The organism is Bradyrhizobium sp. SPXBL-02, from assembly GCF_051853065.1.
Taxonomy (GTDB): Bacteria; Pseudomonadota; Alphaproteobacteria; order Rhizobiales; family Xanthobacteraceae; genus Bradyrhizobium.
In genome coordinates, this window is record NZ_CP182474.1 from 6,192,536 (window position 1) to 6,209,647 (window position 17,112).

Annotated in this window: 17 protein-coding genes; 6 read left to right on the top strand and 11 right to left on the bottom strand. The window is 65.5% G+C overall.

Going from position 1 to position 17,112, the window contains the following annotated elements:
* Positions 1 to 51: 51 nt before the first annotated feature.
* The 5 genes from ACNJYD_RS28930 to ACNJYD_RS28950 form a co-directional block, all read right to left on the bottom strand.
* Positions 52 to 1,062, bottom strand: coding sequence for a taurine ABC transporter substrate-binding protein (locus tag ACNJYD_RS28930; protein ID WP_439364038.1), 1,011 nt, complete (start codon positions 1,060 to 1,062; stop codon positions 52 to 54).
* A gap of 21 nt (positions 1,063 to 1,083) precedes the next feature.
* A complete protein-coding gene (locus tag ACNJYD_RS28935; protein WP_172787221.1) occupies positions 1,084 to 1,923 on the bottom strand; it encodes an ABC transporter permease in 840 nt (279 codons plus the stop codon).
* The gene (locus tag ACNJYD_RS28940) at positions 1,920 to 3,218 is read right to left on the bottom strand and encodes a M20 family metallopeptidase (protein WP_439364039.1); all 1,299 of its coding nucleotides are present in this window, start codon (positions 3,216 to 3,218) and stop codon (positions 1,920 to 1,922) included. Before ACNJYD_RS28940 ends, ACNJYD_RS28935 begins: the two co-directional genes overlap by 4 nt.
* A gap of 205 nt (positions 3,219 to 3,423) precedes the next feature.
* The gene (locus ACNJYD_RS28945; RefSeq protein ID WP_212254592.1) at positions 3,424 to 4,020 is read right to left on the bottom strand and encodes a histidine phosphatase family protein; all 597 of its coding nucleotides are present in this window, start codon (positions 4,018 to 4,020) and stop codon (positions 3,424 to 3,426) included.
* Between the two features lie 166 nt (positions 4,021 to 4,186).
* Positions 4,187 to 5,389: an extensin family protein gene (locus ACNJYD_RS28950; RefSeq protein WP_172787218.1), complete on the bottom strand. Its 1,203-nt coding sequence runs from the start codon at positions 5,387 to 5,389 to the stop codon at positions 4,187 to 4,189.
* On the opposite strand from ACNJYD_RS28950, the gene ACNJYD_RS28955 reads away from it, so the two are divergent.
* Positions 5,388 to 5,660 (top strand): hypothetical protein, encoded by a 273-nt coding sequence (locus ACNJYD_RS28955; protein ID WP_439364040.1) that lies wholly within the window; start codon positions 5,388 to 5,390, stop codon positions 5,658 to 5,660. The genes ACNJYD_RS28950 and ACNJYD_RS28955 overlap by 2 nt on opposite strands.
* A 57-nt stretch (positions 5,661 to 5,717) precedes the next feature.
* Here the strand turns inward: ACNJYD_RS28955 and ACNJYD_RS28960 are convergent, their stop codons facing one another.
* Positions 5,718 to 6,617, bottom strand: a complete 900-nt coding sequence (locus ACNJYD_RS28960; protein ID WP_439364041.1) for a DUF2147 domain-containing protein — start codon at positions 6,615 to 6,617, stop codon at positions 5,718 to 5,720.
* A gap of 194 nt (positions 6,618 to 6,811) precedes the next feature.
* Between ACNJYD_RS28960 and ACNJYD_RS28965 the strand changes: the two genes are divergently transcribed.
* Both ACNJYD_RS28965 and ACNJYD_RS28970 read left to right on the top strand, forming a co-directional pair.
* On the top strand, positions 6,812 to 7,591 hold the full coding sequence (locus ACNJYD_RS28965; protein WP_439364042.1) for a DUF2147 domain-containing protein: 780 nt from the start codon (positions 6,812 to 6,814) through the stop codon (positions 7,589 to 7,591).
* 310 nt (positions 7,592 to 7,901) lie between these two features.
* Positions 7,902 to 9,347, top strand: a complete 1,446-nt coding sequence (locus ACNJYD_RS28970; RefSeq protein WP_439367527.1) for a FecR domain-containing protein — start codon at positions 7,902 to 7,904, stop codon at positions 9,345 to 9,347.
* Between the two features lie 157 nt (positions 9,348 to 9,504).
* Here ACNJYD_RS28970 and ACNJYD_RS28975 read toward each other — a convergent pair whose 3' ends face one another.
* Together ACNJYD_RS28975 and asd are read right to left on the bottom strand one after the other, a co-directional pair.
* Positions 9,505 to 10,068 carry an NUDIX hydrolase gene (locus tag ACNJYD_RS28975; RefSeq protein ID WP_439364043.1) on the bottom strand — a complete coding sequence of 188 codons (564 nt, stop codon included), beginning with the start codon at positions 10,066 to 10,068 and terminating at the stop codon, positions 9,505 to 9,507.
* A gap of 64 nt (positions 10,069 to 10,132) precedes the next feature.
* Entirely contained in the window at positions 10,133 to 10,996 is an 864-nt protein-coding gene (gene asd / locus ACNJYD_RS28980) for an archaetidylserine decarboxylase (RefSeq protein WP_212254588.1), read from the bottom strand.
* Positions 10,997 to 11,031: 35 nt separating this feature from the next.
* Between asd and ACNJYD_RS28985 the strand changes: the two genes are divergently transcribed.
* Complete coding sequence (locus ACNJYD_RS28985) at positions 11,032 to 12,696, top strand: aminotransferase class III-fold pyridoxal phosphate-dependent enzyme (RefSeq protein WP_439364044.1); 1,665 nt, start codon at positions 11,032 to 11,034, stop codon at positions 12,694 to 12,696.
* A 308-nt stretch (positions 12,697 to 13,004) separates the two neighbouring features.
* Here the strand turns inward: ACNJYD_RS28985 and ACNJYD_RS28990 are convergent, their stop codons facing one another.
* The 3 genes from ACNJYD_RS28990 to ACNJYD_RS29000 form a co-directional block, all read right to left on the bottom strand.
* On the bottom strand, positions 13,005 to 13,664 hold the full coding sequence (locus ACNJYD_RS28990) for a hypothetical protein (RefSeq protein ID WP_172787213.1): 660 nt from the start codon (positions 13,662 to 13,664) through the stop codon (positions 13,005 to 13,007).
* A 120-nt stretch (positions 13,665 to 13,784) separates the two neighbouring features.
* Complete coding sequence (locus ACNJYD_RS28995) at positions 13,785 to 14,474, bottom strand: methyltransferase domain-containing protein (RefSeq protein ID WP_439364045.1); 690 nt, start codon at positions 14,472 to 14,474, stop codon at positions 13,785 to 13,787.
* 33 nt (positions 14,475 to 14,507) lie between these two features.
* On the bottom strand, positions 14,508 to 15,560 hold the full coding sequence (locus tag ACNJYD_RS29000; RefSeq protein WP_172787211.1) for a glycosyltransferase family 4 protein: 1,053 nt from the start codon (positions 15,558 to 15,560) through the stop codon (positions 14,508 to 14,510).
* Positions 15,561 to 15,833: 273 nt separating this feature from the next.
* Between ACNJYD_RS29000 and ACNJYD_RS29005 the strand changes: the two genes are divergently transcribed.
* Together ACNJYD_RS29005 and ACNJYD_RS29010 are read left to right on the top strand one after the other, a co-directional pair.
* Positions 15,834 to 16,559 carry a L,D-transpeptidase gene (locus ACNJYD_RS29005; protein WP_212254584.1) on the top strand — a complete coding sequence of 242 codons (726 nt, stop codon included), beginning with the start codon at positions 15,834 to 15,836 and terminating at the stop codon, positions 16,557 to 16,559.
* Between the two features lie 92 nt (positions 16,560 to 16,651).
* Positions 16,652 to 17,086 (top strand): c-type cytochrome, encoded by a 435-nt coding sequence (locus tag ACNJYD_RS29010; RefSeq protein ID WP_212254583.1) that lies wholly within the window; start codon positions 16,652 to 16,654, stop codon positions 17,084 to 17,086.
* Positions 17,087 to 17,112 lie beyond the last annotated feature (26 nt).

Below are 17,112 nucleotides of genomic sequence, written 5' to 3' on the forward strand. Positions count from 1 at the left end.
TGCTTATGGGAACAGGGCGCGCCGGCGAGACAAGCCCGCCGGCAGCAGGCGTCAACGGCCGATCACCTTCTCGATATAGGCCGGCTGGATGAAGGCTTCGAAGCCGGCGCGCGGCAGCAGCTTCGGGAGACGCTCCTGCTTGACCAGGAAGTCGGCCGTGGAGACCAGCGTGTCGACGAACTTGCCCTTCTTTGTCGTTGTGCCGAGATATTCCTCGGTGAGCTGCTGGTTGCAAGGGACCATGCCCGTGCCCTTCATCATCCGCATCGCATCGGGCAGCGGCAGCGAAAGCTCCTCGGCGATGATCTCGGCCGTCTTCTCCGGGTTCTTCAGCCAGAAATCGATCCCCTCGCATTCGGCCTTGATGAACTTCTCGACGTAGGACGGATATTTTTCCGCAAAAGCATTCATCACGACGCCGATGTCCCAGGTCGGATAGCCGCGCTTGGTCATCTCACCCGAGGTGATCAGGATCTTGCCGCCGTTCTTGACGGCCTTGTCGAGGTTCGGCTCCCAGAACCAGGCGGCATCGATATCGCCGCGAAGCCAGGCGGAGGCGATGTCCGAGGGTGCGAGATCGATAATCTTCAGCGAGGCAGGATCGACGCCGTCGTCCTTCAATGCCTGCAACAGCAGGTAATGTGTGGTGGATCCGAACGGCGCGGCGACCGTCTTGCCTTTAAGATCTTTAAGCGAATTGATGTTCTGGTCGGTGCGCACCACCATCGACTCGACATAGTCGAGCAGATTGATCACCAGGATGCCCTTGATCGGCAGGGCCCGGGTCGCGCCGATCGCGGTCGGAGGATTGCCGAGGCCGCCGAAATCGACGTCGTTTCCGGCGATCGCGCGCAGCATGTCGCCGCCGCCACCGATCTTGACGTATTTGATGTCGACACCAGGCATCTCCTTGGCCAGCAGGCCGAGATGCTTGGTGACGAGCTGCGCGTTCACCAAATTCAGATAGCCGACGGTCACCTTGGCCGGCTTGTCCTCGGCACGAGCGGGGGCCGAGAGCGTCAGCGCAGCGAATGCAAGCGTCGCAACCAGTCTCTTCATCATCTCATCTCTCCTCGATCAGGATCAGGTTCGGGCCCACGGCATCAGTAATTTCGCAATTCCGCGCATCATCAGGTCGAGCACGACGCCGGTCAGGCCAAGCACGATCAGGCCCATGATCACGACGTCGGACAGCAGGAATTTCGCGGCATCCCAGATCATCCAGCCGATGCCGGCGGAGGCCGCGACGATCTCGGCGGCGACGAGGACGGTGTAGGTGAAGCCGAGCGAGATGCGCATCCCGGCGAGGATCAGTGGTCCCGCTGCGGGCAGGTAGACGTGAAAGAGCAGGTGGCGCCGGGTTGCGCCAAGGGATTGCGCGGCACGCACGTAGACGGGATCGACGCTGGTGACGGCCTGGATCGTCGAAATCACGATGCCGGGCAGGCCTGCAAGGAACAACAACGACAGTTTGGAGCTCTCGCCGATGCCGAGCCACATCACCAGCAACGTATAGAGCCCGAGTGGCGGTAGCGGACGATAGAACTCGATCAGCGGATTGAGCAGCGCACGGGCATTTTTCGAGACGCCCATGAGCACGCCGAGCGGAATGCCGACGAGACAGGCCAACGCGAAGGCCACGAGGATGCGGTAGAGGCTGGCGCCGAGATGCTGAAGCAGCGTGGCGCCCTGGTAGCCCTTCGTCATGGTCTTGACGAATGCCGCCCACACCGCCTGCGGCTTCGGCAGGAACAGTTCGTTGGCCCAGCCCATCTCCGTAACGATGACCCACGCGGCCAGCAGCAGGGCGACGGTGAGGGTCGATAGCAGCACCGACCGCGACACTGTTGGCAGCCGCAAGCTGCCCCGCCGTGTACGGTCGGCCGAGATCGGAATGGCCATGGGACTTGCCTCGACGCTCATGTGCGCACTCCCAAGATCTGCATGATGGTCAGTGCATAGATCCGCGTTGCCATCACCGACTTGGTGATCGAGATGTTCTCGTTGTCGACGGCCCAGCCGTCCTCGCCCGGACCGAAGGTGACCGCATTGATGCCTGCTTCGCGGAAGCGGATGGTGTCGTTGAAGGCATTCTTGCGATTGACGCCGGGCTCACGGCCCATCAGCCGCCGATACACCGCACGAAGCGAACGGCAGGGCTCCTCCTCGACCGGCACCGGCTCGGTCGCGTTGACGAACAGCGAGCCGGGCACCTGGCGCACTCCGACCTTGACGTCGTTGATTCCGGCAAATGTTTCCAGCCCGAGCCGCTCGATGTCGGAGATCACGCTGGCGAGCGTCATGCCCGGCACGATGCCGACCACCGCGAGCGTGATGGTGCAGGCATCCGGCGAGAACTGCATCTCGCCGGGCAGGCCGCCACGGATGCGCACCACCGAGCAGCAGGGCGACGTATGCCCCATGAACTTGCTCGGCACGTGGGTGAACGCCATCTCCTTCAGCTTGGGCAGCAGCTTGCCCGCCTCCATGATGGCGTTGACGCTGATATCGGGCCGCCAAATGTGCGACTTGATTCCCTCGACCGTGACCTCGATCAGGCAGTGGCCGGAATTGGCCACCGAGAGGTTGATGCCCCAGTCTTTGCCGACATCTCCCCAGGCAGTCGGCTCGGCCGTGATCTCGTAGTCGGCAGTGAGACCCACCTTCTCGAGCATGTAGATCGAGCCTTCGGTGCCGTTACGCTCCTCGTCGACGGTGTAGCAGCACATCAAGGTGCCATCGAACGTCACGCCCTCCTCGATCAAGGCCTGCACCGCGAGCAGCGATGCGGCAAGGTTGCCGCGCGTGTCCGACGTGCCGCGCGCGTAGAGCAGATCGCCATGGCGCGTCGCCTTGAACGGATCGAAATCCGTCATGTGCCATTTCTCGGGCTCGACCACCGGATAGGTGTCGAGATGATCGTTCAGGATCAGCGACGGTGCGCCCACCCGCCCTTTCAGCACGCCGAGCACGTTCGGCCGGTGCGGCTGCGCACTGTGCTTGGTGACCACCATGCCGAGGGCCTCGAGCTTGCCCGCGACCAGCATCGAGATCGCCTCCTCCTCGGCCGGCGGCAGATCGGGATCGAGCGGATTGCCGGAGCGCGGCTGACCGGTTCGGATCAGCTCGGAGGCAAGGTCGAGCCATCGCTGCTCCGTGATGCGCGACAGCACGCGCTGCTCGAGATCGGAGTAGGGCGGGGCGACGGGCATCTGCATGATGGGTTCCGCTGGCTCACAGCGCCGGTTGCGCTGCTTCGTTTCAGCACCATCATTGCAGCGACCGTGCCAATCGCGGGAAAAGCCCGTCCTGGCGCGATTAGCGATTTTGATTCAATGAGTTGGCGGCGAATCGGGACGGCGCAAATTTTTGCGCCTCAACTGGGCTTTGCCGAAGACGCAGCGTCCACTGAACAGCCGGGCCTCAGCCGGCCGCTGACCCCAGGTCTTCCATCCTGCGCCATCCATGCAGGATGCGACGCCCTTCCGGCGCGAACGCAAAGTAGTTGCCGCCGCCTGCCGGCTGATCGTGGACGCGATCGATGGAATGGCCGGAATAGTGACAGAACAGCAGCGTGCCGACTGCGCCGTGGCCGACGAACAGGACGTCGCCGGGTCGGTTTCGCGTCAGCACTGCCTCAGCCTCGCGCACGATCCGCGCCTGTGCATCCGCAGCGCGCTCCCAGCCGCGCACGCTGAGATGAGGCGCGGCGAAGAACTGGTCGGCGACAGCTTCGAACTCGGCCGGCTTCAGGAAACCGGTCGCCGAACGGTCGTTTTCGTGCATGGCCTCGCGGATCTCGATCATGAGTCCGAGCCGAGCGGCAATGATCTCGGCGGTCTCGATCGCCTTCCGCTCGCCGCTGGAGACGATCTGCGTGGTGCTTGCGAGCCAGCCTGCATTCGCCAAGGCCTCGGTGCGCGCGCGGCCGAGCGGGCTCAGGCCCCATTGCGGCACCGGCACATCGGGATCGATTTGCACCTGCGGGTGGGTGAGATAGCGGACGATGTCGGCGGTCATAATGAATCTCAGTCTCTCCTCGTCATTGCGAGGAGCTCGCGACAAAATTGCGATGCAATTTTGCGCTGATGCGACGAAGCAATCCGGACTGCCGCCACGGTGACAGTCTGGATTGCTTCGCTCCGCTCGCAATGACGGTGGAGGTCGATTTTCGCAAAGGTAATGCCTAATCGTCGGCGTACTCGTCCTCTTCCCGCTTGTGCATCGTGCTCTTGCGCGCACCGAGTGAACCGGTCACCGACGGCTCGCGTGCACTCGCATAGGGTCTGCGCGACTGGGCGCGCGAGGCGACCTCTTCGCCCGACACGGCGGCGGGCTGGCAGATCAGGCGGCGGCTGGCGCGGCGCATCAGATCGACGTGGATGTGATCGTAGTGGTAGACGTTCGAGCCCGGCGCCAGCACGGTGCTGAAATGCGCGCACGCACCCGACTGCACATCGCGCAGGAATCCCTGCTCTTCCGGCATGCCGCGCCAGCCGTCCTTGATGGTGACGCGGCGTCCGTCAGCGAGCACGAAGGCCGAAATGTCGAGCGCATTGCCGTAGGCGTGCTCTGAGATGTGGGCGTGCGGATTGCCGTTCATGCCGCGGCAGGAATAGGCGGAGATCTGCTTGATCTCGGCGACGCGCACGCCGAACCAGCGCATCGCCGAAGGCTGCACCGTGTCGGCGAGCCAGCGGTCGAGCTCGGACACGATCGGACAGGCGAGCGTCGCTGTCGGCTTGATCGCAACGGGACCGACGCTCGCGACGGGATTGCCCTGCGCAGGACCAAGACGCGGCAGCGGCTGCTGTGCCGGCGCCTGCGAGTAAGGCGCCGGACGAGCCGGATAGCTCGGTGCGTTCATGTAGCGCGCCGCACCCGCGGCGTCGGTACCCTCGGGCGGCAGATCGATCTCGTCCTCCTGCGCGGCCACGCCGGGTGCGTTCAGCGACATCGGCCCCGACGATGCACCATAGCCGGCCGGCTGGCGCACCGCGCTCTCGGGATAGTTCGAGCGCTGCGGATAGGACGATGCGGGATAGCCTTGGCTCTGCGGATAGTTCGACTGCGGCTGCACCGGCCAACGCGGCTGGTTGCCGATGCTGCCGGGCGGGCGCAGCGACTCGTCGGCAAAGCCATAGGTGCTGGAGCCTTCGCCGATGGCGGCGACCTTGAGCGGAAACTCGGCGCCGCAGCTGCCAGGCCCGGAGATCGGGTCTATGCGGACGATGTCCGCACTTTCCTTGACTGCGCCCGATTTCAGGCATGCGGCTTCCGCCTCGGCCCGCCACGGTTCGCGTTCGGCCTGGAAGAAGCCGCGACCGCAACCCGCTAGCGAAACAAGGACGATGGAGCCGACGAGATACAAACGAACTCCGCGCGTCATGCACGCACGTTCGGTGAATTTACTTAAAGACTCTTCAACACGTCGATTTCAGCATTCCTTAACCATGCCGGCCGCACTGGCGCGGCCGCTACCGCCGATGAGCGACAGCAAGACTGACTTTTTCGTTGAGAGACTCTCTGTTAACCATGACGGCCGCGGCAAAGCGCGCGACCAGCGGAGCGACCTCATGACGTTCGCCGGCAGACTGAGCGTGATCACCGCCTACCTCGCCATGGCCTTCGTCGGCGCCATCGTGCTCGGGATGATTTAGAAGCGCTGATCAACACACGACAGTTCGCTCAACCCGCCCTGAAGGGCAGGAAAAACACTACGACCGCGTGCGCGAGGGCTGCGACGAGGCGGTGATCTCCTCCCGCGGCACCTCGACCCGCGTCCAGTCGTTGCCGGAGCACCAGAAGCGGCCGAGCGCGCAGGCTTCGACGTGCAGCTTGCCGGAGCCCTTCAACCTCATCGCCGCGTAATAGGTGTTGCCGCTGGAACGGCTGTAGATGCTCCCGGTCCAGACATCGTGCTTCTTCGGCTTCATGTTGACGAGCACGCTCTCGCCCCGGCCCGAGGCTTCACTGAGCGCGTAGCCGCACAATGCGGATCCACAACGCTCGATGCGGACGGTGCCCTTGGCGCCGGCGCTCTCCCATTCGCCGAGCGGCGCATGGCTGTCGTCGCCGCTGACCTGCGCCACAATTGTGGTCTGATCGATCTCGGCGCTTGGGACGATGACCGGCGGCACGATGCGCGGCGGTTCTAGCGCGGCGGTCTTCGGCCGATCGATCCGCTCCAGATCAACCCGCGGCGGACCGGGGCTCAGCGTCTCCATTCTCGAAATCTCAAAGCTTGGCGCCGGCGGTGGCGCAACGGGCTGCGACGTCGCCGCGGCAAGGACGGGAGGCGCCGGTGGCGGCACGACCACAGCCGCTTGTGGCGGCTTGACCGCTGCCGCCGGACAAGCTGGCTGCGGTGCCTGGACTACCGGCGCGGGCGCCGGCTGCAAGGCCGGTGCTGTGGAGACCTCGTCCGATGGCCGAAGGCCGCGATTGGAGGACACGGTGACACAGGACGAGGATCGGCAATTGCGCGGCGCCTCGACATGAAACCGGTGGCCGCCGATCGAGAACGTGTAGGAGCCGGCCTGCGCGGTCGGCGCCATCGCCAGCAGGGCGATCGATGTACCAAGACAGGTGGCAAGCCAGGTCGCAAGTCGCGGCATCTGCGTCTCCTCGGTGTCGCGACGACGTTACGCGGCGCAGGCACGGCCGAATGTGCGCTGCATCACCCAGGCGGCATCAGGTCGTTGTGACGCCCATCACAGAACACCAAGCCGCCCCAGCGTAGGGTCGAACCACGCTTCATCCACCAGCGACTTCGGTCCATCTCGGGACCACGCCATTTTCGGAGGTTGTCATGAGCAAGCTCTCCATCGCCGCCACCGCCCTCTTCCTCGCTTCGACCGCCGCCGCGCATGCCGGCAATTCGATTTCGTTCCAGATCGAGGGCCAGCACATCCGCATCGAGACGCCGCGCAACTGCGCTTCGCTCGATTGCGTGACCATCGTCGCGCCGGGTCTGTCGGACAAGCCGATCAAGCTGAACAACATCAACCTCAAGGGCCTCGGTGGCTCCAAGGACGATGACGTCGACGCCACGCCGGCTCCGGCGCCCACGACGGCGCAACCCGCGCCGGCTCCGGTGCAGCAGCAGCCCGTGCCGCAGGCGCCGGTGCAGGCGACCGCGCCGGCCGCGCCCGCCGCCCCAACCGCGACTGTTGCTGCCGCTCCTTCTATCGGCTTCGACAACTCGCAGCCGGCTCCGGTCGCGGCGCCCGCGCCTGTTGCCGCACCCGCTCCCGTCGCCGCGGCTCCTGCGCCGGCTCCGATGGCTGCCGCGCCCGTGGCTGCAGCGAACTCGCCGATCGGCGTCTGGGCGACCGAAGAGAACAAGGGCAATGTCCGCGTCGAGCAGTGTGGCGCCAATCTCTGCGGCTATGCCGAGAAGACCAACGAACGCATCCTGATCAACATGAAGCCCGAGGGATCGAAGTGGAGCGGCCGCATTCGCGATCCCAACTCCGGCCGCAATTACGACTCGACGATCTCGATGAAGGGTCCGAACGCGATGCGCGTGCAGGGCTGCGCCTTCGGCGGCATGTTCTGCGGCGGCCAGACCTGGAAGCGCGTGAGCTGACGCGCGGAGCGGGTCAGCTCCCACACACGCACACTCTTCGTCATGCCCGGGCCTGTCCCGGGCATCCACGTTCTCAGTGCCGCAAAGCGTGGATGGTCGGGCCTTCGCCGCGCCGTAGCGGCTTCGGCCGCGCAGGCGGGACAAGCCCGGCCATGACGCTGCGGAGAAGACTGAATCCCATTCGCGAGCAACGCGCTCCTTTGAACGTTCGCCTCTCCTGTGCCACACACATTCATCCGTCATTCAGCTCTGTCCGGCTGATATAACCGATCTCGCCTCACGCTCTCATCGGGACTTCCTCGTGACATCAATGCTGGCTTGGCGCCGCTTCGTGTTCGCGCTCGTGCTGCCGGCATTGCCGCTGGCGGGCAGCAGCGCGGCTCGTGCATCCGAGACGATCGAATTCGCACAGGCGCAGCCGCAAGCCCAGCCAACGCCCGCACCCTCGCCGACGCCATCGGCCGCCCCGACACCGTCCGCAGACGCACAGCCCGCTGCCGTCGAGCCGATCGGCAACGTCGCAACCGTGACGGGGATCGCGACCGTGATCCGCGACAAGAATTCCTATCCGCTGCGCGTGCGCGACGACATCTATCTCAACGACGTCGTGCAGACCTCGTCGAACTCCGCGCTCGGCATCACCTTCAACGACGCCACCACGTTCAATCTCTCGGCGAGCGCGAAGATCACCATCGACAATTACGTCTATGAAGACGGCGGCAAGCAGAATTCGGCGATCTTCGACGTCGGCAAGGGCACGGTTGCCTTCGTGGCGGCCGCGGTGGCGAAGACGGGCGACATGAAGATCACGACGCCAACGGCAACGCTCGGCATCCGCGGCACCACCGGGGTCGTCGACGTGCCCGAAGGCGCGGCGGCGAACAGGGCGAGCAACGTCAACATCAAGCTCTATCCCGACGCCGACGGCCGCGTCGGCCACATCGATGTCGACGACCGCTCGAGCGGCGCGCGGCTCGGCGCGCTGACGCAAGCCGCGAGCGGCTTTGCGATCCGCCCGGGCGCGGCCACCGCCGGCGTCATGCGTTTTGCGGCCGTGCCGATCACGATCCCCGCGCCGCAGATCGCGCGCGACCGCGGCTTTGTCAGCCAGGTGCATCTGGCGCAGACCGCGGGCCGGCAGATCGTCATCGAGCAGCGCGACTTCCGTCGCGCCAACCCGACGGCGCTCAGCCGCATTCCGCGGCCGGCACAACCGCCGCAGCAGCAACAATTGCGGCCGACGACGGCCCCAGGCCAATTGCCGCAACGGCCGAACGGCCAGCCGCGTCAGGACAACCGTCCGGGTCAGCAGCAGCCGGGCACGCCGGGCCGGCAGGGAACACAGCAAGGCGCGCAGCCGCCGCAGCGGCAGGGACAAGGACAACACGGCGGCGCGGTGCAGCCGGGCACGCCGCGTGCCGGGCAGGGGCAAGGGCAACGGCAACAGGGCGCTGGTCGCCCGACGGGCCCGCCGCGCGCCGGACAGGGCACGGCGCCCAGCAACACGCCGCAAATTCAGCCGCAGCGTGGTGGACAGATTCAGCCCGGAGGAATCGTGCCGCCGCAACCGGGCGGGACGCAGCCAGCCGGCCCGCAGCAGCCATTGCCGCGCACCGGCCTGCAGCCGGCCCAGCCTGCGGCTCAGCAGCCGGGCATGCAGCGCCCCAGCACCTTCCAGCCACGCCTCCCCGCCGCGCAACGTCCCGCAGCGCCGCGCAGACCCGCGCCCGCCCCGAAGGAGAAAGAGCGGCGGTGACCCGCTCTCTCCGTCATTGCGAGGAGCCCTTGCGACGAAGCAATCCAGAATCCTTCCGTGGAAAGATTCTGGATTGCTTCGCTGCGCTCGCAATGACGGTGTGGAGAAAGTTGACGCTAACCTCTCCGTCTCAGCTGCGAGCGCTCGGGTCGAGACTTCACGCCTCGCCGCGCAGCCAGGCTTTCACCTTCTGCAACAGGCCTTGCCGCAGCTCGTCGACGGAAGCTGCTTCGGCGGGTGTCAGTGTCTGCAAAGCTGCATCCACGTCGTCGTTCGACGGCGTCGGCTCTTGCCGCGGCGATGGCGGCAGCCCCGCCGCCGCGAGCGCAATCGGGCCAATCTGGGTCAGGAACGCGCGCTCATATTCGCGCGACAGACGCGCGATCGCCTCGTCCAGCGTCAGCCAGTCGACCGCCTTGATGTCGTTCGTCAGCTTGCGAACGGGGCCCCCGTCGGCCTCCATCCGCCAGAAATGCACGACCTTGGAGCGGCCGCCGGACTGGTAGACGAGCGTGCCCAAGAATTCGTGGATGGCGACGTCGTGGCCGGTCTCTTCCAGCACCTCGCGATGCGCGGCTTCCTTCGGCGTCTCGCCGTCATCGAGCTTGCCCTTGGGCAGGACCCATTCGTTGCGCTTGCGCTGGCGCACGACTGCAACCAGCGGCACCGGCCCGCGCCGCAGCACAATACCACCCGCCGCCATGACCGGCGCCCGCGCCATCACCACATCCGTATCGAATCGCCCCCGCCAGACGATATAGGCGGCAGGGACGGCGGATTGAAGGCTACTTTCTTCTGAGCAGCGCTTGACCGGCGCGAATGCGCGTGCCCTCGGCAATGCCGTCGCAGAAGGTGAAATCGCCGGGCGCGAGGATGATGATGGTCGAGCCATGCTCGAACCAGCCGAGCTCCTCGCCTTTGGTCACGTTGACGTCGCAGGGAAAATTGACCGGGCCGCGCGTCTGCGCGTTCAGCACCATGTCGAGGAAGTGCAGGCGGATGCTCGCGACCAGGATGGCCGCAACGGGCACCAGCGTCACGGCTTCGCCGGTCGACAGATGCGTGCGGATCACCGCGCGCTCGTTCTTGCAGAACAGCCGCTCGACGCGCTTGAGCGCGATCGGGTTGACGTTCCAGACGTCGCCATGGATCAGCGTGACCCGCTCGATATGCGCATCATAAGGCGCATGGAAGCGGTGATACATGCTCGAGGTCAGCCGCAGCGTGACGAAGGAGCCGTTGCGGTGCTGCTCGACCAGCGCGGAATCGCCGACGAGATCGAGCAGCGAATAGGGCGCGCCCTTGACCTGGAACAGCTCGGTGTCCGCGATTTTCCCATGAGCGCCGACGATGCCGTCCGAGGGGCTCGCCACCACCGCAGCATCAGGATCGAACGGCCGCAGCCCCGGCTTCAACTCCCGGGTGAAGCAGTCGTGCAGACTCCTGAAATGCGTCTTGCGCGCTTCCGACAGATCGAGGTCGGAGAACAGCTTCCACAGCGCGATCGAGAAGTCCCGCACCAGGGGATTCTCGATCTTGGAGAACCAGCCCATGAAGCGCGTCAGGGCCGCGCGCGGGATGCGATTGGTCAGCAGGAAGTTGAGGTCTTCCTGCTGGGTGAAAGAGGCGATGAGGGCTTTGACTGTCATGAATCTGTCAGCTCACAGGTTTAGCGCTTGTTGTCATGGAAACGACACTCCCGATTCTCTCGATGTCCGTGGCCGCCGCAGCGTCCGCTGCCGCCGTCCTCCCGAAGATCAAGGCGCGGGTCGAGCTCTCCCGCGCCAAGCACCGCTCGCTCGCCGGGCACTCCAAGATGTCGCGCAGGGTGGCGCGGCTGCTGCCGTTCTACGAGTTCGCGGGTGATCAGTACTTCGCATGCGACGGCGCGCCGGCGAACATCGCAGCGCAGCGCAAGGACGCCTTCTTCCGTCTCGCCAGGCTTTACGCCGAGCGCTACCCCAAGGGCCGCGCGATGACGAAGGAAGCGGCGGAGACGATCTCCGACCTGAACTTCACCGAAAGCTACCGCGTGCCGTTCCAGTTCTCGCGTCTCGTCCGCGAGCATCTGGGCACCTCGACCTTCATGGAATCCTCGCGCGGCGTCACCGTCACCGATGTCGACGGTAACACTGCTTACGACCTCACGGGCTCCTACGGCGTCAACATCTTCGGCAACGATTTCTACAAGGAGTGCATCGAGGGCGCCGAGAAGCGCGCGCATGCGCTCGGCCCCGTGCTCGGCCCCTACCATCCCGTCATCCTCGAGAATGTGCAGCGGCTCTGCCAGATCTCCGGCCTCGACGAGGTCTCGTTCCACATGTCCGGCACCGAAGCCGTGATGCAGGCGGTGCGGCTGGCGCGCTACCACACCAAGCGCACGCATCTGGTTCGCTTCGCCGGCGCCTATCACGGCTGGTGGGGCGACGTGCAGCCGGGCGTCGGCAATCCCATTCCTGCGCACGAGACCTACACCCTCGCCGAAATGTCGGAGAAGACTCTGCACGTCCTGCGCACGCGCAAGGACATCGCCTGCGTGCTGGTCAACCCGCTGCAGGGGCTGCATCCCAACGCCAACGCACCCGGCGATTCCTCGCTGGTCGATTCCTCCCGCGGCGGCAATTTCGATCGCGCGGCGTACACCGAGTGGCTGAAGAAGCTGCGCGAGGTTTGCGACCAGCGCGGCATCGTGCTGATCTTCGACGAGGTCTTCGTCGGCTTCCGCCTCGCCGCCGGCGGTGCCCAGGAATATTTCGGCGTCAAGGCCGACATGGTGACCTACGGCAAGAGCCTCGCCGGCGGCCTGCCGGTCGGCGTGGTCTGCGGCACGCGCGAATTGATGCGCCGCTTCCGCGACGACCGCCCCGCCGACATCTGCTTCGCCCGCGGCACCTTCAACTCGCACCCCTACGTCATGACGGCGATGGACGAGTTCCTGAGCCGCCTCGCCAGCCCGAATTTCCGCGCGGTCTATGACGGGCTGGAGGAGACCTGGAACGGGCGCGTAAAGAAGCTCAACCAGATGATGACGGACGCCGACCTGCCGGTGCGCTTCGCCAACTTCTCCTCGATCTGGACGGTGAAATACACCACGCCGTCCCGCTACAATTGGATGCTGCAATATTACCTGCGCGCCGAGGGCCTGGCCTTGAGCTGGGTCGGCACCGGCCGGCTGATCTTCAGCCTCAACTACACCGACGCCGACTTCACCGAAGTCGCCGACCGCTTCGTTCGCGCCGCACAGAAGATGAAGGCCGACGGCTTCTGGTGGCACGACGGCGCGCTCACCAACAAGCAGATCAAGCGCCAGATCCTGAAAGAGATGCTGGCCAAGCGCTTCGGGCGCTGAGGCCCTTCCCCTTACAACCGTCATTCCGGGGCGAGGTCCATCCTCCCCCTCTCCCCGCTTGCGCGGAGAGGGTTGGGGTGAGGGGGACTCTCCGCGCGCGCGGTGAAAGTTGGCGGACGACCGTCTGGCAGCGCCCCCGCAGAGACTCCCCCTCACCCGGATCGCATCTACGACGCGTTCCGGCCTCTCCCCGCAGGCGGGGCGAGGCGAAGAAGCCGCAGCGACTGCCCCCCACACGTGGATGCCCGGGACAAGCCCGGGCATGACGCAACCATTGGACATCGAAGTGCTTGGTGGGACCAGCGCGCTCAGGCGTGCTGCTCTTCGAGCACCGGCTCGTCGATGAAGCCCAGTGTGTGCTCGGGGTTGAGGTGCAGGCCGGGGTCCATCAGTTCGCCGCGCATCAAGGCGAGCGGAGCGCCGCGATAGAGCATCAGATCGTGGAACGGGTCGGTCAGGATCTTGGTCATCCAGACGAGGCCGGTCTCGACGTCACGGATGAAGAACAGATGCACGGTGCGGAACAACAGGCCGCCGCCGCCGACCACGAGCCAGATCTTCGCCACCTGCCGCATGAAATCGGTCGCGCTGGCCCACGGCGTGAACAGGCCGAACAGGGTGGGATCGATGACCAGGACCAGCGGCGACAGCGCCCAGATCGCCATCAGCACCACCTTGCGCTGTAGATTGTAGCCGACCTTGATCTCTTCCTTGTACTCGTGCGTCGCCTGGTTGATGTGGTCGTAAGTGTGCGGCTCGAAGAAGAAGTGGCCGGCCTGGCGCGAGGTCATCGAGACCAGCCAGCCGACCAGGGCGGAGACGACGGGATCGATGAACAGCCAGACATAGGCGAAGAGGAAGCTCAGCGCGCTGACGAAGTGCAGGCTCTGATTGATGCGGCTGTGGTGATAGTAGCGATGGTCGTCCCAGCGCTGGATCCGCAGCTGCTCGAGATAGTTCTTGATCATGCTCTCCCCCAAAATGCTTTCGGGTTCAGGATTTACAGAGATTCGATGTAGGCCGTGTGACATCATCATTTTGTCATGTGACGATGTGCAGCGGCGCGATGACGCACGCGACGCGTGAGCTCACGCTGCCTTGGCGACGTCGACCTTGCGGAAGCGCACCAGCGAGAAGTGCCCCAGCGGCGGAATCAAGCGGCGCTCGGCGAGTTCGATGCCGTGCGCGCCGGCGAGCCATTTGGCGTAGCGCGACCAGGCGAACTCGGCGGTGCGGAAGCCGAGCGGACGCACCACCGGCTGCAGCTTCTGCTCGATGAAGCGGCGCATGCCGGTGTCGGCGCTGACGCGGGTGAGGATGATCAATTCGCCGCCCGGACGCAGCACGCGGGCGAATTCGTCGAGCGCCTTCTCCGGGTTCGGCACGGCGGTGACGACGTATTGCGCCATCACGACGTCGAACGAGTTGTCGGGGAATTCGAGCTTCTCGGCGTCCATCACCGCGAGGCCCTCGACGTTCTTCAGATTGCCTTCGCTGACGCGGCGGCGCGCCTTGTCCAGCATCGCTTCCGAGATGTCGGTGCCGAAGATGCGCAGGTTCGGCGCGTAGAGCGGCAGCGAGATGCCGGTGCCGACGCCGACCTCGAGCACGCGGCCGCCGATCTTGTTGGTGGCCGTAATCGCGGCCTGCCGGCCCTTGGCGAACACGCCGCCGAACACGAGATCATAGACCGGCGCCCAGCGGTCATAGGCCTGCTCGACCGTGCCGCGCGTGAGGTCGAGCTGCTGGGTGCCGTCAAGGTTCATGATCTTAGCCATCGATGAGGTTCTCGCTGTGGTTCGAATGGACGATCAACCGCGTACCGGCCGCCGCGCCATGCGAGGCGAGGCGCGCAGGACGCGGCTGGGCTGCAGTGAGGTGAGGTTGCCGACGAACTGGCGCGCGCTGTTCTCCCAGGAGCGCTCCAGCGCGAAATTGCGGCAGGTCTGACGCGACATGGTGAGCGCGCGCAGGCACGCGGTGCGCAGATCGTGGTCGATGGCGCCGATCGGGTGATCGGCAATGACGTCCTTCGGTCCCGTGACCGGAAACGCCGCAACCGGCGTGCCGCAGGCGAGCGCCTCGAGTTGCACCACGCCGAACGTATCGGTCAGGCTCGGAAACACGAACACGTCGGCGGAGGCGAGGTGCGCGGTGAGATCCGCACCCTTCTTCTCGCCGAGGAATACCGTGTCCGGATATTTCTTCTCCAGCGCCGCCTTCTGCGGGCCGTCGCCGACGACGACCTTGGTGCCGGGCAGGTCGAGCGAGAGGAACGCTTCGAGATTCTTCTCCACCGCCACGCGCCCCATCGTCATGAAGATCGGGCGCGGCAGGTCGAGCTCAGCCGGAGCGTCGGGATGAAACAGCTCGGTGTCGACGCCGCGCGTCCAAAAGCCGAGCCGCTTGAAGCCGCGCTCGGACAGCTCCTGCCGCAGCGAGGGCGTCGCCACCATCGTCATCGCGGCGGCATCGTGGAAATGGCGCAGCACCGCATAGCCGACCCCCGCCGGGATGCCGGTCCGCACCGAGACGTATTCCGGGAAGCGCGTCGTGTAGGAGGTGGTGAAGGCGAGCCGGTTGCGGCGGCAATAGGCGCGCGCGGCCCAGCCGATCGGGCCTTCGGTGGCGATATGCAGCGCCTCCGGCGCGCACCTCTCGATCCGCCGCGCGATCTCCTTTCCGCTCGGCAGCGCAAAGCGCAGGCCCGGATAGGTCGGCAGCGGCCAGGACGGAAAGCCGTCGGGGGTGAGGAAGTCGATCTCGACATCGAGGGCCTTGGCCGCATTCGCCAGCGAGGTCAGGGTGCGCACCACCCCATTGACCTGCGGATGCCAGGCGTCGGTCGCGATTAATACCCGCATGGGAAAATCCCGAGAGTTTGATGATTCTCAGGCATCGACCATCAACGAAGGATATTTCAGGCGTGTGACGTCACAGAAGTGTCGGCGTGCTGTTTTGTTCGTTAACGGGCCCGCGGAGCCACGAAACTGTCATGAAACAATTCTTGCCGCCGTGAAACCGTTTTCGGTTTTGCGCGCAAATGTCCCGAAACGTTTTGCCGTTAGGACTTTAGGCAACGGAGCACCGCAATGGTGCCGCGGTGAGCAAAACACCGAGCAAACAGGGGCGATCACATGTTCAATCTGGACACGTTCAAGACGTTTTCGCGTGCCGTTGCGCTCAGTGCAGTCGCGGTCTCCGCCATCGCGTTCGCGAGCGCAGCCAAGGCGGCGCCGGTGCAGATCTTCCCGTTCTTCCAGCCGCTGCCGCCGATGACCGCGCCGCAGCCGCTGCAGCCCTATCAACCGTATCAGCAGCCCTATCAGGCGCCCTACCAGACCGAGCCGTCCGAGGATCAGGACGCGGTCGAGATGCCGGCCCGCTTCCGCCGCCAGACCGTCTCTTACGCAACGCGCGAAGCCCCGGGCACGATCATCATCGATACGCCCAACACCTATCTCTATTACGTGCTCGGCAATGGCCAGGCGCTGCGCTATGGCATTGGCGTCGGCCGCGACGGCTTCACCTGGTCCGGCGTCCAGTCGGTGAGCCGCAAGGCCGAGTGGCCGGCCTGGACTCCGCCGCCGGAGATGATCGCCCGCCAGCCCTATCTGCCGCGCCACATGGCCGGCGGCCCCGGCAACCCGTTGGGGGCCCGCGCGATGTATCTCGGCGGCACCATCTACCGCATCCACGGCACCAACGCCCCCGAAACCATCGGCAAGCGCGTCTCCTCCGGCTGCATCCGCATGACCAACGGGGACGTCACCGACCTCTATTCCCGCGTCAACGTCGGCACCAAGGTGATCGTGCTGCCGATGACCGAGCGTCGTGCAGACCTCGGCGCCACGAACCGCTAAAACGACAGGACATCATGACGCGAACGGCCCCGGAACCCACCGGGGCCGTTTTCGTTTGCCCTCGACATCCCGCGTGCTGCGGCGCGATCCCGATGGAGGCGCAAATGCGACCACGAAGGCACCCCTCGCAACGCCCATGGCTGCACGCCCTCGCCGGCGCCGGAGCACTGGCGCTGCTCGTGTCCGCGCCCTGCTCGCTCGCGCAGCAACCCGCGCCTGACGACACGGGCCAGCAGGCCTTCAACAATTCCTGCCGCACCTGCCACTCCATGAAGGAGGGCGACAATCGCCTCGGTCCCAATCTGAACAAGATCGTCGGACGCAAGGCCGGCTCGCTGCAGGACTACAATTACTCCTCGTCGATGAAGGACGCCGGCTTCGCCTGGGACCAGGACAAGCTCACCCGCTTCATGGTCAAGCCGGACGAGGTCGTGTCCGGCCACAAGATGCAGCCCTATGGCGGTATCTCGGCGGAAGAGGCCACCCGCGTGATCGCCTATCTGCAATCGGCGGCAGGGCAGCGCTAGAGGCAGCACTTGCGCAGGCTTGCGGT